Genomic DNA, 19,201 nt, shown 5'->3' on the forward strand with positions numbered 1-19,201 from the left:
ATTCTGATTTTCTTATCATTAAAACCAGCACTTGAATTAAAAAGATACACGCCATATTGATAAAACCATCTATATTTAAATTTCTTACCGAATAATCACTACTCTAAATATGGTAACTCTTTATCAAACAAATGCTTTGAAACAGCAAAAAAGACAATAATACACTCCCCAAAATTGGAAATCTGTATCAATTAACTTAATCATCCTGTTTTAAAATTTTTAACAGTGCAAATAATAGATCTTTTTTTAAAAGTAAAAACTCTATAACCTTTTTGTTTTTTAATGATCTAACAGCTTTGAAGAACAGAAAAATATAATACATAAAAGAATGTTTATTGCTCTATGAGCTCCAAAAAAACTTCGTTGATTTCAAAAAAATATTTTTTTGATAATAGTATGTATATAAAAAATAAATGATATTTATCAAAATCCTACTGATTTATAAAGGTGACGCACAATAAAAAATATTTTCCCATCCCCTTGAATTAACAAGATCTATTGCAATTTTTTACGAAGACTATTGCACACTTTAGAAAAATTCATTTGCCCCGCATACCGTTCCTTAAGCCATGCCATCACCTTACCTATATCGCGTAATTTTTCAGCCTTTGTTTGTGCTAAAGCTTCACAAAGAACCTGTTCTACTTCCATCTCCTTAAGTTGATAGGGAAGAAATTCACGAATAACTTCTATTTCTGCTTGTCCTCTCTCTGCCAATTCCAAGCAACCAGACTCTTTATAGGCTCGCATCAATTCTTCACGCTGTTGAAGCATTTTAGTGAAAACAGACTGTATCTGCTGATCATCCACTTCTAGCTTCCCCTCATCATAATAAAGAATATCACGATCCCTAACTGCAGCATTCATTAAACGAAGTGTAGCAAGACGCGCACTATCTTGCACTTTCAAAGCAGCCCTAAGAGCCCCATCAATCTGGTTACGCAACATAAATTTATCCAATTTTGTTCAAGAAGAATATGCCTTTTAACCAATCTTTATCCATCTTGCAATGGAAGATAAAAAAATAATTAAGGACTCGATCTTCGAAAAGCTAAAACAAGACTTTACCTCTTCATGGAATGTACTTATACTGCCTATTTCAAGCGAAACGTTACCAGAATAATATACACAGCATCTGTTAAAGGTATGATTTTTGTGTAAAGTTGGTCATTATACCTTTCAGAGAATAAATTGTGGATACATACTATGATACAAGCAACTTCACCCAGCCACCCTTGGAGTATCAAAAAACCGACAGCCCTCTTAGTCTTAGCAGATGGAACCGTTATTGAAGGCAAAGGAGCAGGTGCTACAGGTATCGCTGAAGCTGAAGTGTGTTTTAACACCGCCATCACAGGCTATGAAGAAATCCTCACCGACCCATCATACACACAACAAATCGTTAATTTTACTTTTCCTCATATAGGAAATGTAGGGGCAAATAGCGAAGATATTGAAGATCTCTCTCCTCTCAATTGTCATGGTGCTGTTGGCGCTATTTTCAAAGCAGATATTACACATCCCTCAAATTATCGATCCAATGAAAATCTTCATCAATGGCTTAAAACGCGTAAAATTATTGCACTTTGTGGTATTGATACACGTGCACTCACAATTCTTATTCGTGAAAAAGGTGCACAAAATGCTGTCATTGCACATGATGCTAATGGAAACTTTGATATTCCTTCTTTAAAGAAACGTGCGCAAAAATGGCACGGTCTCGTCAATCTTGACCTTACGAAAGACGTGACATCTCAATCATCAATGCAATGGAATGAAAAACCATGGAGTTGGAATAAAGGATACGGTACAAACAATGTGCACAATCTTCATATCATTGCAATTGACTACGGTATTAAACGTAATATTCTTCGCCTTATGGCAACACAAAAAGCCCGCATTACTGTTGTGCCTGCCCACACAACTGCAAAAGAAATTCTGGCAATGAACCCTGATGGCGTTTTTCTTTCTAATGGACCAGGAGACCCCGCAGCTACAGCTCAATATGCCATTCCAACGATTAAAACATTAATTGATCATAATTTGCCAATTTTTGGAATATGTCTTGGTCATCAACTTCTCGCTCTTACGGTTGGTGCAAAAACCGTGAAAATGCACCAAGGACATCATGGTGCCAACCACCCAGTTAAAGACCTTAACACTGGAAAAGTTGAGATTGTATCGATGAATCACGGTTTTACCGTAGATTCTTCCTCTTTACCACAACATGTTCAAGAAACACATATTTCTCTCTTTGATGGTTCAAACTGTGGTATTCGAATCATTGGAAAACCTGTTTTTTCTGTTCAATATCACCCCGAAGCTTCTCCTGGACCACAAGATAGCCACTACCTCTTTCAGCATTTTTGTGATCTCATTATGAATTATAAAAAAATATCTTAAAATAAAAAGCCTCACCTTTTAACTTCTCTCCTTTAAATTATATCATCTTCCTACGCACAATTATATTATTTTTATACCTACAACTTATTGAAGTTGTATTATTATTTATCATTCTGAAACTAAAAAGAGCGCACTGAATAGCTTAAATTTTTCTCCTTCCTCTTCTCTTAAGGTCGTATCCATCAAAATCATTGGCTTCTCCCCCCAAGCAAGGTAAGTGTATCGATAAAAACTATTTTTAAAAAGAGTAAAGTGTCTAACATTCAAAAAAGTGCCTAAACTTCAAATAAGCATTGGATTCACAATACAATTTTAAGCATTCTATTTTGCATGAGAAGCATAACTCCTCCTAAAGAATAAAGAAATTAAAGTGTGAGACAATGCAACAAATCTCTACTTTTTAAAAGATATTGCCGTAGATGGTTTTGAAAACTGTAAAGCCGAATAAAAAAGTAATAGCAAAACAGAAAACATCTTTTCAATTTTACAACTTTATATTCTTCCAAAATGAGGTTTTCTTTCGATTCCAGAAGTTATGCCAACAAATATAAGCAATATTTACTTCCAATTTGCCATATAAAATTTGGAATTGTTCATACAATACTGATACATCTAACGCAGATACGTTTTAATCTTTTGTTTTCAATATGCTGCTGCATTAGCACTGGATATTAATTTGCAAGCAATAGAAAAAATACGGACTCCCCTATACAAACAATATCACAAAATAAAAAAAATTATTTGCACTAAATGAGAAGGATATATCGATATTTTATATAACACTTTGTTAAACAAATATCACAAAAAACTTTCTGCCTATAAAATGATACATTTTGTTTATCTTGTGCATTCTTCTAGCAAAATAGTACGTACCGGCCTCTCTCAACAAATTAACGTACCCGCAAGGCAAAAATAACTGTCGCAACGACAAGAAGAAAAAAGCCTCCAACAAAAGGAGCACCTGAAAAATAAAACAGTGCATTTTTATCTGTAAAACATTCAAAAAGAAACACATAAAAAACAGAACCAAATGTTAAACTTAATGAAATAACAGATGTCATCGCTCCTTGCAGTTCTCCTTGTACATTTGTCGGTACCTGCGCTGAAGCAATCGCACGTATAGGTGCATGAACAAGATATTCAAGCATTGTACACATACAAACCATATAAACCATCCACCCCTGCGTCGCGAATGTATAGCCCAGCATAGCAACGGAGGCAAACAAAAGCCCCACTATAACAATATGCCAATCACTCCATCGTTTAGAAAAATAAGGCAAAAAGAGAGCGACTACAATAAATTGGCCTATCCCAAAAACACTATAGGAGAGTCCAATAGAAAAAGAACTCCAATCATAGCGTTCTTTTGCAATGAACGCCCAAATGCTTAACCATACAGATTCCGCAAACCAATAAAGAAAAAAGACCAATAACACCCAAAGAACCATCGGATATTGTTTCAGGTGCCAAAAAGCACCTAAGGGATTTGCCCGCTTAATATCAAAAAAGCGCCTATTCCATAAAGAAAGGGTTTCTGGAAGCATAACCCAAGAAAAAATAAAATTAATGAGTGAAAAACCAACAGCAAAATAAAACGGAATACGCGGACCAAACTGACCTAAAAAACCACCAATAAACGATCCTAAAATAAACCCCAATGCGGATGCAATGCCTAACAAACCAAAATTGCGTGTACGGGTTTTATCATCAGATATATCCGCAAGATAAGCTGTACAAGTTGCAAAACTAGCGCCACTTATCCCTGACAAAAGACGCCCGATAAATAACATAGAATAGCTCCATGCTATAGCACATATGAGATTATCAAGAGCAAAGCAGATAATAGAGAGAAGCAAAATAGGACGACGACCATAACGATCAGAGAGATTGCCAATAACAGGAGCAAACAAAAACTGCATCACTGAATAAGCTGCAAGTAATTTTCCTCTTTCTACAAAAGATGTACTGACCTCTTTTCCAGTTAATTGAGAAAAATATTCAGGCAAAACAGGACAAATGATCGCAATACAAAGAATATCTAACAATAAAGTGATGAACACTAAAATGAGCCCACGCTGAACAAATTTCGGATTGAGCATTTGGTCTTGCATAACATACACACTATTTTACGCATACAATGACTCCCCCGCTATCTTTTAACTCCCTTTTCCTTTTAAAAGTATTCTATACCGTATACTTTTCACATACAAAATAATAACAAAGTAAAAATTTAAGTAAGAGTCAAGATAAAACTGTAAAATTACGTTTTAATTGGTGTATCTTTAGTTGCTATCTCATTGTCAAAGAATAAAAATTTTTTTTGCATTATACGAACAAAATATTTGTGCGACAAACTCATGAACAAAATTTCATGAAACACAGAGTATTTCCAATAGTTTTAGAGACATTACGATGAATTTTATCAGACATCATTTTCCCCTCTCATCCCACCGTTTTCAGGAATCTCAATTCCATTGGATACGTTAGATATCCTATAGTAATTGAAACCTTTTAAAAGATAAGCTCTTAAAAAATTTTCTTACCCTCAGAATATGCTATAAAGTTAAAGCAGCAACACCAGAATAGCTTAACAACGTAAAAAGCTCATCATATTTTTAAAAATATTTATTTGACAATAATTTTGATTAAAAAATAAGTATATTATAGAGAAAAATCCTTTAATTCTATAATCTTAGAAAAGATTCATATCGTTTGCAATTTGTGTAACCTTAAAAACCATGATTTTATCTTTATATTCATTGATACTCTTAATGATTGTATGCTAGCATTAAATCTAACGATGATCATGATAAGCATTTAAAAAATAGCACTTTTAGAAATAGTTCGTCATGAATTTTTAATTCAAAATGGTGTATAAAATGCGAAAAATATCCCTATTAATTCTCATATTAATGTTGGTAACAGGATGTGATGTTCAGGATTCTGATTCACAAGAGAGTACTGTAGAAAATAAAATAAAAACACAACAAACAACCAACGTAAACCTAGATCCCTATACTCTAAATAAATTAAATGCTCTTCTCAAAAAACGTTCAGAAACAAATTATCAGGAAAAAGGGGCACTAATTGACTTTCTTTCTGAAGCTTTTTTAGGGACACCTTACCAAGCAAATATGTTACATGGCTCAGAAAATACACCAGAAAAACTGATTATTGATTTTAGAGGCTTAGATTGCTTCACTTATCTGGATTATGTTGAAGCATTGCGCAAATCAACATCCCAAACAGAATTCATAAATAACGTCATAAAAACGCGTTATATTAACGGTAATGTTCATTTTTTAAATCGGAAACATTTTTTTACGGATTGGGCTTATAGAGAATATAAACTCGCCACTGATATTACCGCTGAAATAAGTCCCCATGCGGTAAAAATAGAAAAATATCTCAATAAAAAAGCTGATGGTGGAAGCTATCTACCTGGGTTGCCAGTTGTGAAACGCACAATAACGTATATTCCAAGTAACTTTATTAATGAGGAGGTTATAGGTCGTTTACAGTCTGGTGATTTCATTGGTATTTATACGAAACTTGCTGGATTGGATGTAACACATGTGGGCTTCTTTATCATGACAGATAAAGGGCCAATGTTAAGAAATGCTTCTTCACGAAAAGAAAACGAAAAAGTCGTTGATTCTCCTTTTATGAATTATGTTGAAAAAACACCAGGAATCATTGTTTTAAGAGCTCTTGAATAACATCATAGCGATATGAAATATCTTCTCTATTCTTAAAATATATACTGTCGTTATTCAGGTAAACATCTAACTTCGTTCAAGCTATACGGATACAATATATTTGTTTACAGTTTTAAGAGAAAAAAGTCGTTTTGATCTAACTTTGTTTATAAGTATGACAAAATCATTTTTGGAGAAATTACGGATTTGTAATCACTTTTACTGGTTGAACGATAAAGACAGAAAAAACTCTATTATAGTATCACGCTTTCCTTTCATATTCTCAACCAAGAGTTATCTTTAGATTACCGCTAATCTGATCTTTACGAATATAACGCAAAAGACACAAACGAACGTTTGTAAAAATAAGTAAAAGTAAAGCCAGATATGTTTGGTGGTTGTTTCATAAAGTATTCTATAAAAATTCGATCTACCTCTCTAATTTATTGCATATAAATTTTTGACTTTATAGCTTTTTTTTCCTTATAAAGTCTTTGCTTTTTGTTATTATCTATAAATTAAAATAGCCCTGATATAGCAGCATATTATGATTAGGATGCACCAGTACTGTACGAGTCCTTGTAAAATTTTGATGCCAGATTGGAATGAAAATATGAAGGCATCAATTAAAAACCAGTTTCTATCTTTAGCATCATTCTTTAGTTCAGCTTTACAATTTTCTACAGTAACGACAATAATATCCTTTAAAGAGTAGAGTTATGAGCATGATTTTTGTTTTTTCATCTTTTAATGAGTCCCCCATCCTTCATGCAATAAAGAACACTCTAAACAGAACACATTGTATCGATAAAACAACACATTTATTAGCAACAATAATGACGATTAATCTATGATCACAAACTTTAAAACCCTATTCATAACTTTTATACAAAATTTATAATTAAATCTCATTAAACTTATTACGAAGGCTTCACTCCTCCTCGCCCTAAGAAACGAAACATCTACTCCCGACAGTCTGTAAACGATCCGTTTTCTTAAATGGATTTAAGCTGCTAACCATTTCATGAGATTCACTTACAAAAGAATACACCGGCAAGTCCTATTTTGAATATTTACTCCATACTCTAAAAACACTTAATAGATCAAATTTTATATGCCTTATCTCACCACACCTTAAATGACAGTGTTTTAACGAAATAGAATAAATCTTGCCTTAAATACTCTGTTTAACCTTGTATACTTGATTGATGCAAAAATTAAATCAACAAAAGAGCATCATTGTATTTTCGAGAGGTATGAATCACCCCATCATAAAAAAACAGTCCTCATAACATAACAGACAATTTGAAAAATCTTTTTATATAAAAGGGATCACCGTTGTACCGGGAGGCAATTTTGCCTCATCTTCAGGCTCGACATGAATAGAAATACGCACATTATCAAATTCTTTTTGAAGAACAGCTTCGATTTTATCACAAATTTTATGTGCTTCTCCTACCTGCATTACAGCAGGCACAACCAAATGAAACTCTATAAAAGTAACCCTCCCAGCAACACGCGTCCGTAAATCATGGACCTCAAGCGCACCCGATGCATTTGCAGAAATCAGTTCCCGAATCCGCATGCTTTCATTCAATTCAACGCCAACGTCCATTAATCCCTGAACAGCATTTCTAATCACCTTCCAGCCCTGTAAGAGAATATTAACGGCAACGATTATCGCTAAAATTGGATCTAAAGCTCCCCATCCCCCGATAAAACCAGCAATCAAACCAATTAAAATTGCAAGCGACGTAAAAACATCTGTTATAAAATGCACTCCATCAGCTTTAAGAGCCGGTGAGCGATGGAGTTTTCCCTGCCAAATAAGAACCATTCCCCACATACAATTTATGACAGTTGCAATAAGATGAATAACAAGCCATATTCCAGGTTTCTGCAACAATTTAACGGTAGAAAGAGCTATCCATGCTTCTCTTAAAATAACAATTGCGGCAATAATAATGAGTACCCCTTCAAGAATTGCGGAAAAATATTCCGCTTTATGATGCCCAAAGGGATGATCATGATCTGCTGGCTTCATACTCACTTTAACAGCCCACCATGCTGCCAATGACGCAAGGATATTAACAATTGATTCCAATGCATCAGAATAAAGTGCAACCGAACCTGTGATGTGATATGTCCAATATTTCAAAGCAAAAACAATACACGCAATAAAAATAGAGTATAAAGTCAAGCTTTGTATATTGATTTTTACATCCATGAACCTCATCCTTTTCTTCACGAAATAGGGAATTAATATTTTCAACCATATCATTATACTTTTGGCATAACGACGATCTTTCCTCAATATTACAGAAGCTTCATCATACAATAAACGCCTCAGCTCACCATTATTATCGTAAAAACTGCTCAGTTACACGAACAGCACCAATAAATAAAGAAGAGAGAAAATAATAGAAAAAAGAGCTTTCCCAAGAGCAATCAAACACATAACCTTCATTATTAATCGTTTTCTGAATAACTTAAAGCCATCTCACTTCTCATAAACGAAAAACTTGTTTTTGCTCAAATCTATCATGATCATGCATTATTTTTCAGTCTTATGATGTGCATTATACCCCATTTATAAGCCATCGTTGCACCTTAGAAAAAATATCTTAGCACTCTACGGTAACTTTACAGGTCAACTGGATTTTAAAATATGATTTACTAAAAAATTTAGATATAAAAAGAAGAACAATGATTACCCTCAAAAAAAAAAGAATCTGGGCATTGGGGACCCAGATTCTTTTCCCTTAGAAATTAAGGGCATACAGAACTTGGGAAATAGCGGGGACCCAAGACACTGCACCCGATACGAGAAAAAATATATGATTCCGTATCAGTATTTTTACATTATACCTATGGTTGCATATTGTCAATACAAATTCTACCATAAGTTTTAAAATAATGTTTTTTTATCTCTTTTTTTTAAATAAAACAAATTCTAACATCTGGAAATCATAAGAAAAAAGCACTAAAAATCTCGCATGCATTTGAATATCACAACAATCAATGAAACAGATGATCCACGCCTAAAAGCCTATCATAATATCCGTGAAAAAGATCTTGTTGGACGGCAACATCAATTTATTGCTGAAGGCAAAGTAACATTGTCCGCATTACTACATTCGAAAGAGTTTTCTGCCATCTCACTGCTCATCGTAGCAAACCGTCTCTCTGGACTTCTACCGCTTTTAGAAAAAACACAGCCTCTATGTCCCATTTATTGCGTTCCACAAAAAGTTATGGATAATATCACCGGCTTCCATGTTCATCGTGGCGTTCTGGGTATTGGTAAACGCAAAATACTGCCATCCTTACAAAGTTTTTTACAACATCTTCCTGAAAAAGCTTTGATTCTTGTTTTATGTGGTATCTCGAATCACGATAATATGGGATCAATTTTTCGTAATGCAGCAGCCTTTGCCAGTAATGGCATTATTGTCGACAAAACCTCATGCGATCCACTTTATCGCAAATCAATAAGAGTGTCTGCCGGCGCTGCTTTAAAAGTACCCTATACGCAAAACGCTGATATAGATGACATTATAGCTGCTCTAAACGATGAAAACTTTCATCTTTATGCACTCTCCCCTTCTGCCTCACACACTCTCAAGCAAGCCAACAAAACCAAAAGAATGGCACTTATTTTTGGAACAGAAGGCGATGGCTTACCACCCCATATACTACAACAATCAAACACCTTACGTATTCCCATGACTGACGGTTTTGACAGCCTTAATGTTGCCACAGCCTCAGGTATTGCACTTGCTCATTTTACCAACTTTGACCACTAAAGATGATAACACTTCAAGTTATAAAACATACCCAATGTTGTATGTTATCTATCAGTCTCCAATAATATTGCCGTCCCCTAGCCTTTGAAAGCATTGATAAAAAACATTTTTACATTTTCTTTATCATCACTTTCCACACCCTAACCCCGCTTATGACGTGCAGAAGATATAATTTTGATGGATTCAATCATAAAACAAACTTTCAATGAGAAAATCTTCCGGAAGTCTCTCATTCAAGTTTAAGATTAAAAAATATCATTATAAATCAATTTACTATGCTTTATAAAGCTGTTGTTTTTAGTTCTGAGGAAACAGGATCTTTTGTTTCGAGATTGCATAAAACGCGCTTCAACATCATTTCAGTATCAGCTGCACGTTCTGAATGTGTTACAAATCCTCCCCCAAGAATACGCGCCTCATGACCATTTCCATCATAAAGAACGCAAGCTTGCCCTGGTGCCACACCATTTTCACATTCCAATAAATCAACGGAAAAAATACCTTCTTTATAATGTAAGCGCGCAAGGTGAGGAGGACGCGTTGAACGCACCTTTACAGCCACCTCAATACCTTGAGAAGGGAAATTATCTAACGACTCATCACCAAGCCAATTCACATCACGTAAAAAAAGCTTATGCGTTTCTAACATTTCACGCGGTCCAACAATAACACGTGCATTTTCCACATCGAGATAAACCACATAAAGCGCTTCACCCGTTGATACCCCAATACCACGACGTTGACCAACCGTATAATTAACAATTCCCGAATGTTTACCTAAAATCTTTCCATCAATATGGACAATAACGCCAGGATTAGCTGCTTCTGGACGCAGTTTTGCGATAACATCTGAATATTTTCCTTGTGGAACAAAACAAATATCCTGACTATCATGCTTATTGGCAACCACAAAGCCCATTTCTGCTGCCATTTCACGAACGCGGGCTTTTGGAAGGTCACCAAGTGGAAAACGCAAATAATCAATCTGTTCTTGTGTCGTTGCAAAGAGAAAATAACTCTGATCACGATCATTATCGAGAGGACGAAAGAGTGCTCGATGCACTCCGTTGGAACGCGAACGAATATAATGTCCCGTAGCCAAAGCATCTGCCCCCAATTCGCGTGCCGTTGCTAATAAATCAGCAAACTTAACCGTTTGATTACATGCAATACATGGTACTGGGGTCTCTCCATGAGCATAACTTTCTGCAAAAGGATCAATAACAGCTTCGCGAAAGCGCTTTTCATAATCAAGAACATAATGAGGAATTCCTAGTGTTTCTGCAACGCGGCGTGCATCCTCAATATCTTGTCCTGCACAACACGCCCCCACCCGATGCGTTGCTTCCCCATGATCATAAAGCTGCAACGTAATGCCAATAACATTATATCCTTCCTTTTTCAAAAGACCTGCAACAACCGATGAATCAACCCCCCCCGACATTGCAACAACAATGCGAGAATCCTCAGGTTGTCCTGGTAAATCAAGACTGTTTAAAAACATGTATTCATTCTCTATTTAATGCTCTGTTTAATGGCTACCCATATGTTGACATTCTGATGCACGCTCTTCAGCACTTTTACACGATTGATTGTCTTTATATTATTTTTTTATCCTTTCCACAACCATAGGCATTATTTTCTTAAGAGCTGCTGCAAACAAAAAAAGAATGATGGAAATAAGGCATAATGGCAATCGTTTAGGAGAAATCCTTTTTTGCTCTTTTGAAAAATCCGGTAAAATATTGCAAGAATCTCTTCTACACACTTCAACTTGAGCTTCTTTTTACATACCCAATCACTTTATTAATTTTTTCTTTCAGCGCTTTTAGCTCTTTTTTAAATTTCATGCTCTATAAACGAATCAAGTCCTTGACTAAAGGTAGAGGATACGAATGAGCAACTTGATAAAAACACAAATGAAATATGTTATTGGGCCAGATGGAAGTCCGCTTACAATTGCCGACCTACCGCCGCAAACAACACGGCGCTGGGTGATTCGTCGCAAAGCTGAAGTTGTTGCGGCTGTCAGAGGTGGATTGTTAAGTCTTGACGAAGCGTGCCACCGTTATACTTTGACTGTAGAAGAATTTCTTTCATGGCAAAGTTTAATCGATGAACACGGTTTAGCGGGATTACGAACGACCAAGATTCAACACTACAGGCATTAAGTTGCCATTGATTACGATTTGATAACATAAAGCAATCTATAAAACAGCCAAACTTGATAAAAGTTTGGCTGTTTTATACTATATCCAAAAGATAAACCTGAAAGAATGGATTCTTCAATAATTGCTTTTATTAGCCAACCATTGCATTAGCCAACCATTGAATTAGCCAACCATTGAATTAGATTGAATCAAAATATCCTTATCATCCGCAACAATCTTCTTTTCTCGTGCTTCCAAAAGCTGTGCACGTTGCAGCTCTGTATTAGCTTCATGGAGAGCAATTTCAGCGTTTGTTTTTTGAAGTTCTAAATCACGAATTGAATTGATCAGATTATCACGTCTTTGCCGCGCTGCACGCGCAAAAGCAGAATAAGCAAAATGGTGAACATCATTGTTTCCAGATTTACGTTCTTCATGAGTAATCTGTGCTTCCAACTCTAACACCATTCGTTCAAATTCTGCGATCATCATCTCAAGCTGTGCAATTTCACGGCGCTTTCCACGCACTTGAAACATCCTCAATCGCACCATATTTTCTCGTGGCTTCATACTCACTACTCCTTGATTGCGCCAACTCAAAACTCGCATTCACACCCAATAAATATCTTTTAGTTATATGTCTATCCGACAAAAACAGTCTATTAACTTGAAATTATAATAATTTTTGCCTTGCATTAAAGCATCTGAAAATACAATCTGCTTTAAAGAGCAATAACTATTTCTTTAACTTTTCCCCCCATTATAAATGAAGAGGTTTAAAGCTCAGTAAATAAACACTGAAATTGTAAAAAAGTAATTTATAACGCTCTTTTACAATTTTTTTTAAGTTAAAGTTTATAGAAAAAGCCCTTCTTTGTTTATTATGTTAAAAAATATGGGATTTTTCTAAAATAATTTTGTAGCCTCTTTCAAAAATAAAAATATTTTGTTAACCACTATCATGGATAGTGGGGAATTTAGTAGTGATTGTTACGCGTACTACTGAAATGTTCATAAACACTTTGTCATAAGTGTTTGATTTAATGAATTGTTTTTATAACAGTGGTTTTGCTAACTGATATAAAATAGAAATGCTCCTTATGATTCGTGAAGGAGCAAAGTGAGGGATCTAAAATGCGCGTATTATTAATTGAAGATGATAGAGCAGTTACTCAAAGCATTGAGTTGATGTTAAAGTCGGCTAACTTTAATGTTTATATCACTGATCTGGGTGAAGAAGGTATCGATTTAGGAAAACTCTATGATTATGATATCATTTTGCTTGATCTGAATTTGCCTGACATGTCAGGGTATGATGTCTTGCGGACTCTAAGATTGGCAAAAATAAAAACTCCTGTCTTAATCCTTTCTGGTATGAATGCCATTGAAGACAAGGTTCGTGGTTTTGGCTTTGGAGCAGACGACTATATGACGAAGCCTTTTCATAAAGATGAGCTCATTGCACGTATCCATGCAGTTGTTCGTCGTTCTAAAGGACATGCACAATCGGTTATTGTTACCGGAGATCTCACCGTTAACCTTGACACAAAAACTGTCGAAGTTGCAGGGCGCCCTGTTCATTTAACCGGTAAAGAGTACCAAATGTTAGAGCTTCTCTCTTTACGCAAAGGTACCACCCTTACCAAGGAAATGTTTCTCAATCATCTCTATGGTGGAATGGATGAACCAGAACTAAAGATTATCGATGTTTTTATCTGTAAATTGCGGAAAAAATTGGAAGCAGTCTCTTCTAGTGTAAATTACATTGATACAGTTTGGGGACGTGGTTATGTATTACGTGATCCAGTTGAAGAGAACGTACGAAAAACCGCTTAAGCAGTGAACATGCACATTGTAAAATCTCGGAGTCTAGCGGGCCGAGATTTTTTCCCGAGATCTTTTCTCTGTTAAAAGTAGAAAACTCGCACACCAAAAATCTCATATAGAAAGCGCTTAAAGCTTAAGAAGTAACCACACCAAATTTACACATATAACCTTATCGCTCATAAATTCAATCGAAGCCACTTTTCCCAACACAGCTTAAGCGCTTCTCTCTTATTCAAAGCTTTTTTATACTTTCTAAAACAATACAACCATCACTTTCATCAATATTTATTTTCATCTCTGTCATCTGAGCAAGTAACATTGTGTAATAAAATTGGATGACATGTGCATCAACAAGCTTTTCTTGAACTTCTCCACGGAATAACGCAAGAAAATGAGGGGGTATACGGAGAGTTCTACCGAAAACCTCAAATCGAAAAGAACGTTTATTTTCTTCTTGCAAAATCATAACAACAATTTCACCACCACGAGAAACTGTTGCATTTGCAATCAATAATAAATTAAGCAAAAGTTTAACTTCATCTTTTTCTAACAATAAAGAAGAAGCTTGCCATTTTAATGTTGCTTTTTCTTCTTTCATATATTGTTGAGCAACCTGCTCTGCAGCCCGTGTATCTATTTGTCCTCCACTTGCACCAGCAAAACCAAAAGCCAATCGCGCAAATTGTAGACGTGCAGCAGCACTTGCAACGGATAAACGCACCAATTGTAAAGCATCTTCTTCAGCTCCTCCTTCATCATAAAGCTCCATTGCATTTTGAATAGCCCCCACAGGTGAAATCAAATCATGGCAAATACGACTACAAAGCAAAGCAGCAAGATCCATAGGCTTCAAAGAAATATCTAACGTCATAATGATTGAAAACTCCTAGATTCAAAAAAACAAACTTTATTTTAAAGAAAAACTCTTAACATCTGATGCATAATAGGAAATATTAACAATCATGCTAAAAAATCAGAAATAAATTCAAGAATTTAAATAACCTTATATCTTATTTTTTATTTGAATAGCATGAAAATTCTAATATTATCTTTTTGTTTATCACTAATAAAAGGAGAAAACTCCATGGCTCTCTCTCTGCTCAAATACTGGTACAAAAATATTATATCTTTAATCTTCCTTTTATTCATCACCATAAACACCACACATGCTCAACTAAAACCAATAGAGCAAAACGAGCCTCATTATTCACTCCAAGAAATTATTGATTCTGGTCATATTTTTTTTGGAAAAACAGCCAGTGGTTTGGCTGTTGCAATTCAAAATATTTTTTCAAAATACGGTTATCCCAATGCCTATATTTTAGGAGAAGAAGCTTCTGGTGCCTTTTTTGCTGGATTAACCTATGGCGAAGGAAGGGTTTTTACCAAAAGCTATGGTCAACATAAAGTTTTTTGGCAAGGTCCCTCAGTAGGATGGGATTTTGGCGGCCAAGGCTCCCGTTTAATGATCTTAGTTTACAATCTTAATGGCATAAATAATTTATGGAGACGCTATGGTGGTATTTCAGGTTCGGCCTATTTAATTGCAGGTGTTGGTTTTCATGTCCTAAAATACCATAATACCTTGTTAATCCCAATACGCACAGGAGTCGGCGCACGCCTTGGTATCAATGTAGGATATTTAAAATTAACACCTAAACCGACATGGAATCCATTTTAAACGTATTCTTATTTGAAAAGGGGTATTATGCTTATTCAATCATTTCTTTTTTTTATACTCGGAGTTGCTTTCACTTCTTGGTTACTGGTGCTTTTATCTCCTTTTATTTGGCGGAAAGCCGTTCATTTTGCGTATAAAGATGTTTGTGCGAAAATGCCATTATCACTCGCGGAAATAGAAGCAAATCACGATTTTCTTCGTGCACAACATGCTGTAGAATTAGCAAACAACCAACAAAAGTATGAATTTTTGCAAAAAAAATATGCCCAACAAAAAATACAACTGAGCCAAGTAACAGAACAATTTTATCGGCTATGCCTCCCCACAAAAGATACTCTCACCAAAGAAGCGATAGCAATCAAACAAAATATCGCCACACTACACACTTTCAAAGGAAAGAAAAATGATGCGTGAAAAAATCGCACTCTATCAGCAACGCTTACAAAAAATCCAAACTCATGAGCTTGACCCGACTGCTAACCACCAATTGCTGGAAGAACTCCGTGAAGAAACAAAAGAACTTGCAGCAACATTGGCAGCTCAAATAGCGCTACAAGAGGGGAATACATCACCCATCAACACATTGATTCAAAAATCAAAAAACAAAAATGACCTAGCCTCACGTATTCGCAAAAAAATAACTTTTCTCTCCAAAAGCCCTGTTAAATAAGTTATCTTTTAAAACACCTTAAATGAAGAGTAAAATCAACAAAGGTTCATTGTAACTTTCATAACCCAAATCCTTTTTATTAAACGTGACTTTTCTGCTAAGCTAAAGGACAAAGTTTTTTAGCCCATACCGTTCTGTTAAAAAATATCTTCTTGTCTAGCAGATTCACTTGCTAATCATATCTCCGCTCTAAAGAACAACAGTTCATAGGTTCTAGAAAGCAAATAATACCAAAGACATTGGTCACACACTCTAACAAAAAATACCTTCTAAGATGGATCACCAATAGAGATTTGACCATAATTTTAAGGATAAAAATACGCTCTCAAGAGTGATAAAAATCTCTTATTTTTTTGATAATCATATCCTGATCCGTTTGTGTCAAGTAAGGATGCATTGGTAAACTTAAAACACACTCTCCTAAAGATTCTGAAACAGAAAGGGAATCTTTTACATAAGGGAAGTGTTTATAAGCTGGCTGTTGATGTAAAGGAGTTTTATAATAAATCATTGTAGGGATAGAATTTTTTTGTAAAAAATCTTTTAATTTATCCCGTTCTTTTACCTTAATCGTATATTGTGCATAAGCAGAACGAATATTTTCTCCTATTTCTGGAACTGTAACAATATCTCTTAAGCCATTGGAATAGCGTTGAGCAATTTCTACACGCTTTTCCATTTCATCTTCAAAGATCACAAACTTTTCTAGTAAAATTGCAGCCTGAATGCTATCTAGGCGCGAATTCATACCAATACGTACATTGTCATATTGCGTTTCACCTTTACCATGAAACAAAATAGAGCGTAAAAGTTTTGCAAAATGATCATCATTGGTCATCATAGCGCCTCCATCGCCATAACATCCTAATGGTTTTGCAGGATAAAAACTTGTAGCAGCCACATCACCAAAAGCACCACACATAGTATTACCGCTTCTCCCCCCCATAGATTGAGCAGCATCTTCAATTACAAAAAGATTTTCCTTGGCAGCCACTTGAGCAATTTGCACATAGTCAGCAGAAAGCCCAAATAAATCAACAGCAATAATAGCCTTTGGCTTTAGACGTCCTTCTTTTTTTATCATTTCGATAGCGTGAGAAAGTTTTTCAACATCAATATTGAATGTATCAGGTAAAACATCGACAAAAACAGGTTCAGCCCCCACCAAAGCAACCACTTCAGCCGTTGCTGAAAATGTAAAACTAGGACAAAAAACAGCATCCCCTAGACCAATATTTTTAGCCATAAGAGGCATCTTCAAAGCATCTGTTCCATTAGCACATGCAATCACATGTTTAACGCCAAGATATTCTGCCAATTTCTCTTCAAATTCTGTTACTTTTGGCCCCAAAATATACTTACCACTAGCGACTACATGCGCAATTGCAGAATTAATTTTATCTTCAATACGCGCACGCTGCGCCCCAAGGTCGATGAATTGCATATTAACTCCATTGATCATCACAAGAATGCAAAAGCGCTACCTATCTCTTTTATCTATCATAATTGACATCAGCAGCTGTTAAAATCCGTAAAACAGCAATAGCATCATCACCATTTGTACGAGGTGATTGACGCGTTTCAATACAATGAAGGAAATGCCGTAATTCGCAAGTAAGCGGCAAGTCTTCACAAACATCAATATAACTCAGCTCATCCATGCTAAAAGCCCACTCTTGATTTTCTTTCCAAACGGCAAAATGGTGCATTGCCAATTTACGACTCCACGGTTCCATATCATCAAAAACGAGTATAGCCTTTGTTCCAACAACAGTTAAACGCCTCTCACGATAAGAACTTAAGCGTGAAGTAAAAAGATGACTACGCACACCATTTGGAAAAATCATATGAATATGAGAAAAATCAGAAATCTGATCAACGACAGCAGCCCCCTCACCGCGAATTTCGGAAGGTTCGCATCCTGTCAACGCCAAAATCATTGAGAGATCATGAGGGGCAAGATCCCATAAAGCATCACTGTGTGTGTGAAATTTTCCAAAGCCTAATCTATGAGAATAAATATATCGCACATCTCCCACATCTCCGTTTTTCACCAATTCACACATTTTTTCAAAAGCCGGATGAAAACGTAAAATATGGCCCACCATAAAAACTCGCTCATAGGCCTCAGCCTCCTGAACTTGGCGTTTAGCATCAGAAACATTCAAGGCTATTGGTTTTTCCACCAAAACATCTTTACCATTTTTAACAGCACGGAGCACATTTTGCGTATGCAATTGTGGCGGCAACGCTAATACCAACGCATCAATATCTCGATGAGTAAAAAGATCATCTGGTGTAACAACCTCTACACCATACAGTGTTGCAAAACTAGCAGCACGATCATTATCAATATCAGAAACTGCTGCTAAAGCTCCGAGAGAGTGGAGTGTCCGTATATGATTTTCACCCCAATGACCGCATCCTAAAACCGCTACACGTGGCACCATTTTCATGCCTTACCTTACTTTATCATATAAAATTACACTTTTACATATCGAGGATAATATAGAATGACAAGAGAAAAGCTTAAAAACGATGCTTGACATCTTACTATTCTACCCCTTATATCCGCAAAAGATATAATTATTGACAATTATGATTGCTTATTTTGGCGGAGTAGCTCAGTAGGTTAGAGCAGAGGAATCATAATCCTTGTGTCGGGGGTTCAAATCCCTCCTCCGCTACCATTACTTTTTTATTGTGTGTTTAGTTTGTCAGCAGTGTAGCTGTAGCTTGCCAGCGGGTTTTGTATATTTTGACACTAGGTTTTGTACCAATTTATTTTTTCTCAAAGAGTTTTAAAGGTGTTCTCAAAGGGTCTTCAAATGCCTTTCAAAGGATATTTAAAGCTCTCTTTAACGCGTTTTTCTGCTCCTATTTTTCCAGATCACTAAAGCGTGTAAAATCGGATTGAAAGGCAAGGGAAACGATTCCTGTCGGACCATGGCGTTGTTTTGCTATAA

At 35.6% G+C, this 19,201-nt stretch carries 16 protein-coding genes, 1 tRNA gene and 1 pseudogene; 9 read left to right on the forward strand and 9 right to left on the reverse strand.

Translation table 11 applies throughout. The features are described 5' to 3' along the window. Nucleotides 1–495: 495 nt before the first annotated feature. A complete protein-coding gene (locus ACFIK0_RS05315; RefSeq protein ID WP_273790810.1) occupies nt 496–948 on the reverse strand; it encodes a GatB/YqeY domain-containing protein in 453 nt (150 codons plus the stop codon). Nucleotides 949–1,206: 258 nt separating this feature from the next. On the opposite strand from ACFIK0_RS05315, the gene carA reads away from it, so the two are divergent. Then, on the forward strand, nt 1,207–2,403 hold the full coding sequence (gene carA / locus ACFIK0_RS05320; protein ID WP_273790811.1) for a glutamine-hydrolyzing carbamoyl-phosphate synthase small subunit: 1,197 nt from the start codon (nt 1,207–1,209) through the stop codon (nt 2,401–2,403). A gap of 890 nt (nt 2,404–3,293) precedes the next feature. Here the strand turns inward: carA and ACFIK0_RS05325 are convergent. Next, nucleotides 3,294–4,514 carry an MFS transporter gene (locus ACFIK0_RS05325; protein WP_273790812.1) on the reverse strand — a complete coding sequence of 407 codons (1,221 nt, stop codon included), beginning with the start codon at nt 4,512–4,514 and terminating at the stop codon, nt 3,294–3,296. Nucleotides 4,515–5,282: 768 nt separating this feature from the next. Here ACFIK0_RS05325 and ACFIK0_RS05330 point away from each other — a divergent pair. After that, nucleotides 5,283–6,122 (forward strand): DUF1460 domain-containing protein, encoded by an 840-nt coding sequence (locus ACFIK0_RS05330; RefSeq protein WP_375623436.1) that lies wholly within the window; start codon nt 5,283–5,285, stop codon nt 6,120–6,122. Nucleotides 6,123–7,419: 1,297 nt separating this feature from the next. Here the strand turns inward: ACFIK0_RS05330 and ACFIK0_RS05335 are convergent. Beyond that, nucleotides 7,420–8,328, reverse strand: coding sequence for a cation diffusion facilitator family transporter (locus ACFIK0_RS05335; protein ID WP_375663620.1), 909 nt, complete (start codon nt 8,326–8,328; stop codon nt 7,420–7,422). Nucleotides 8,329–9,097: 769 nt separating this feature from the next. Here ACFIK0_RS05335 and ACFIK0_RS05340 point away from each other — a divergent pair. Beyond that, nucleotides 9,098–9,907, forward strand: coding sequence for a TrmH family RNA methyltransferase (locus ACFIK0_RS05340; protein ID WP_375655117.1), 810 nt, complete (start codon nt 9,098–9,100; stop codon nt 9,905–9,907). A gap of 280 nt (nt 9,908–10,187) precedes the next feature. Here the strand turns inward: ACFIK0_RS05340 and mnmA are convergent, their stop codons facing one another. Next, nucleotides 10,188–11,411, reverse strand: a complete 1,224-nt coding sequence (gene mnmA / locus ACFIK0_RS05345; RefSeq protein ID WP_273790816.1) for a tRNA 2-thiouridine(34) synthase MnmA — start codon at nt 11,409–11,411, stop codon at nt 10,188–10,190. Nucleotides 11,412–11,802: 391 nt separating this feature from the next. Between mnmA and ACFIK0_RS05350 the strand changes: the two genes are divergently transcribed. After that, the gene (locus tag ACFIK0_RS05350) at nt 11,803–12,078 is read left to right on the forward strand and encodes a DUF1153 domain-containing protein (RefSeq protein WP_273790817.1); all 276 of its coding nucleotides are present in this window, start codon (nt 11,803–11,805) and stop codon (nt 12,076–12,078) included. A gap of 162 nt (nt 12,079–12,240) precedes the next feature. Here the strand turns inward: ACFIK0_RS05350 and ACFIK0_RS05355 are convergent, their stop codons facing one another. Beyond that, nucleotides 12,241–12,627: a flagellar export protein FliJ gene (locus tag ACFIK0_RS05355; protein WP_273790818.1), complete on the reverse strand. Its 387-nt coding sequence runs from the start codon at nt 12,625–12,627 to the stop codon at nt 12,241–12,243. 564 nt (nt 12,628–13,191) lie between these two features. On the opposite strand from ACFIK0_RS05355, the gene ctrA reads away from it, so the two are divergent. Then, nucleotides 13,192–13,893 (forward strand): response regulator transcription factor CtrA, encoded by a 702-nt coding sequence (gene ctrA, locus ACFIK0_RS05360; RefSeq protein ID WP_273790819.1) that lies wholly within the window; start codon nt 13,192–13,194, stop codon nt 13,891–13,893. 223 nt (nt 13,894–14,116) lie between these two features. Here ctrA and chpT read toward each other — a convergent pair whose 3' ends face one another. After that, entirely contained in the window at nt 14,117–14,755 is a 639-nt protein-coding gene (chpT, locus tag ACFIK0_RS05365; RefSeq protein WP_375663621.1) for a histidine phosphotransferase ChpT, read from the reverse strand. 213 nt (nt 14,756–14,968) lie between these two features. On the opposite strand from chpT, the gene ACFIK0_RS05370 reads away from it, so the two are divergent. The 3 genes from ACFIK0_RS05370 to ACFIK0_RS05380 are packed head-to-tail and all read left to right on the forward strand — an operon-like array spanning nt 14,969 to nt 16,235. After that, nucleotides 14,969–15,565, forward strand: coding sequence for a DUF1134 domain-containing protein (locus tag ACFIK0_RS05370; protein ID WP_273790821.1), 597 nt, complete (start codon nt 14,969–14,971; stop codon nt 15,563–15,565). Nucleotides 15,566–15,592: 27 nt separating this feature from the next. Next, nucleotides 15,593–15,979, forward strand: coding sequence for a hypothetical protein (locus tag ACFIK0_RS05375; RefSeq protein ID WP_375631197.1), 387 nt, complete (start codon nt 15,593–15,595; stop codon nt 15,977–15,979). After that, nucleotides 15,969–16,235: a hypothetical protein gene (locus ACFIK0_RS05380; protein ID WP_375660011.1), complete on the forward strand. Its 267-nt coding sequence runs from the start codon at nt 15,969–15,971 to the stop codon at nt 16,233–16,235. Before ACFIK0_RS05375 ends, ACFIK0_RS05380 begins: the two co-directional genes overlap by 11 nt. Before the next feature lie 325 nt (nt 16,236–16,560). Here the strand turns inward: ACFIK0_RS05380 and ACFIK0_RS05385 are convergent, their stop codons facing one another. Together ACFIK0_RS05385 and ACFIK0_RS05390 are read right to left on the reverse strand one after the other, a co-directional pair. Continuing rightward, nucleotides 16,561–17,679 (reverse strand): DegT/DnrJ/EryC1/StrS family aminotransferase, encoded by a 1,119-nt coding sequence (locus tag ACFIK0_RS05385; protein ID WP_375631199.1) that lies wholly within the window; start codon nt 17,677–17,679, stop codon nt 16,561–16,563. 49 nt (nt 17,680–17,728) lie between these two features. Further along, the gene (locus tag ACFIK0_RS05390) at nt 17,729–18,685 is read right to left on the reverse strand and encodes a Gfo/Idh/MocA family protein (protein ID WP_375643469.1); all 957 of its coding nucleotides are present in this window, start codon (nt 18,683–18,685) and stop codon (nt 17,729–17,731) included. Between the two features lie 163 nt (nt 18,686–18,848). Between ACFIK0_RS05390 and ACFIK0_RS05395 the strand changes: the two genes are divergently transcribed. After that, a tRNA-Met gene (locus tag ACFIK0_RS05395) sits at nt 18,849–18,925 on the forward strand. Nucleotides 18,926–19,112: 187 nt separating this feature from the next. Here the strand turns inward: ACFIK0_RS05395 and ACFIK0_RS05400 are convergent. Next, nucleotides 19,113–19,201, reverse strand: a pseudogene (locus ACFIK0_RS05400) (DNA helicase); the annotation flags it as partial.

It is taken from the genome of Bartonella sp. CL63NXGY (assembly GCF_042194905.1).
Lineage (GTDB): Bacteria > Pseudomonadota > Alphaproteobacteria > Rhizobiales > Rhizobiaceae > Bartonella.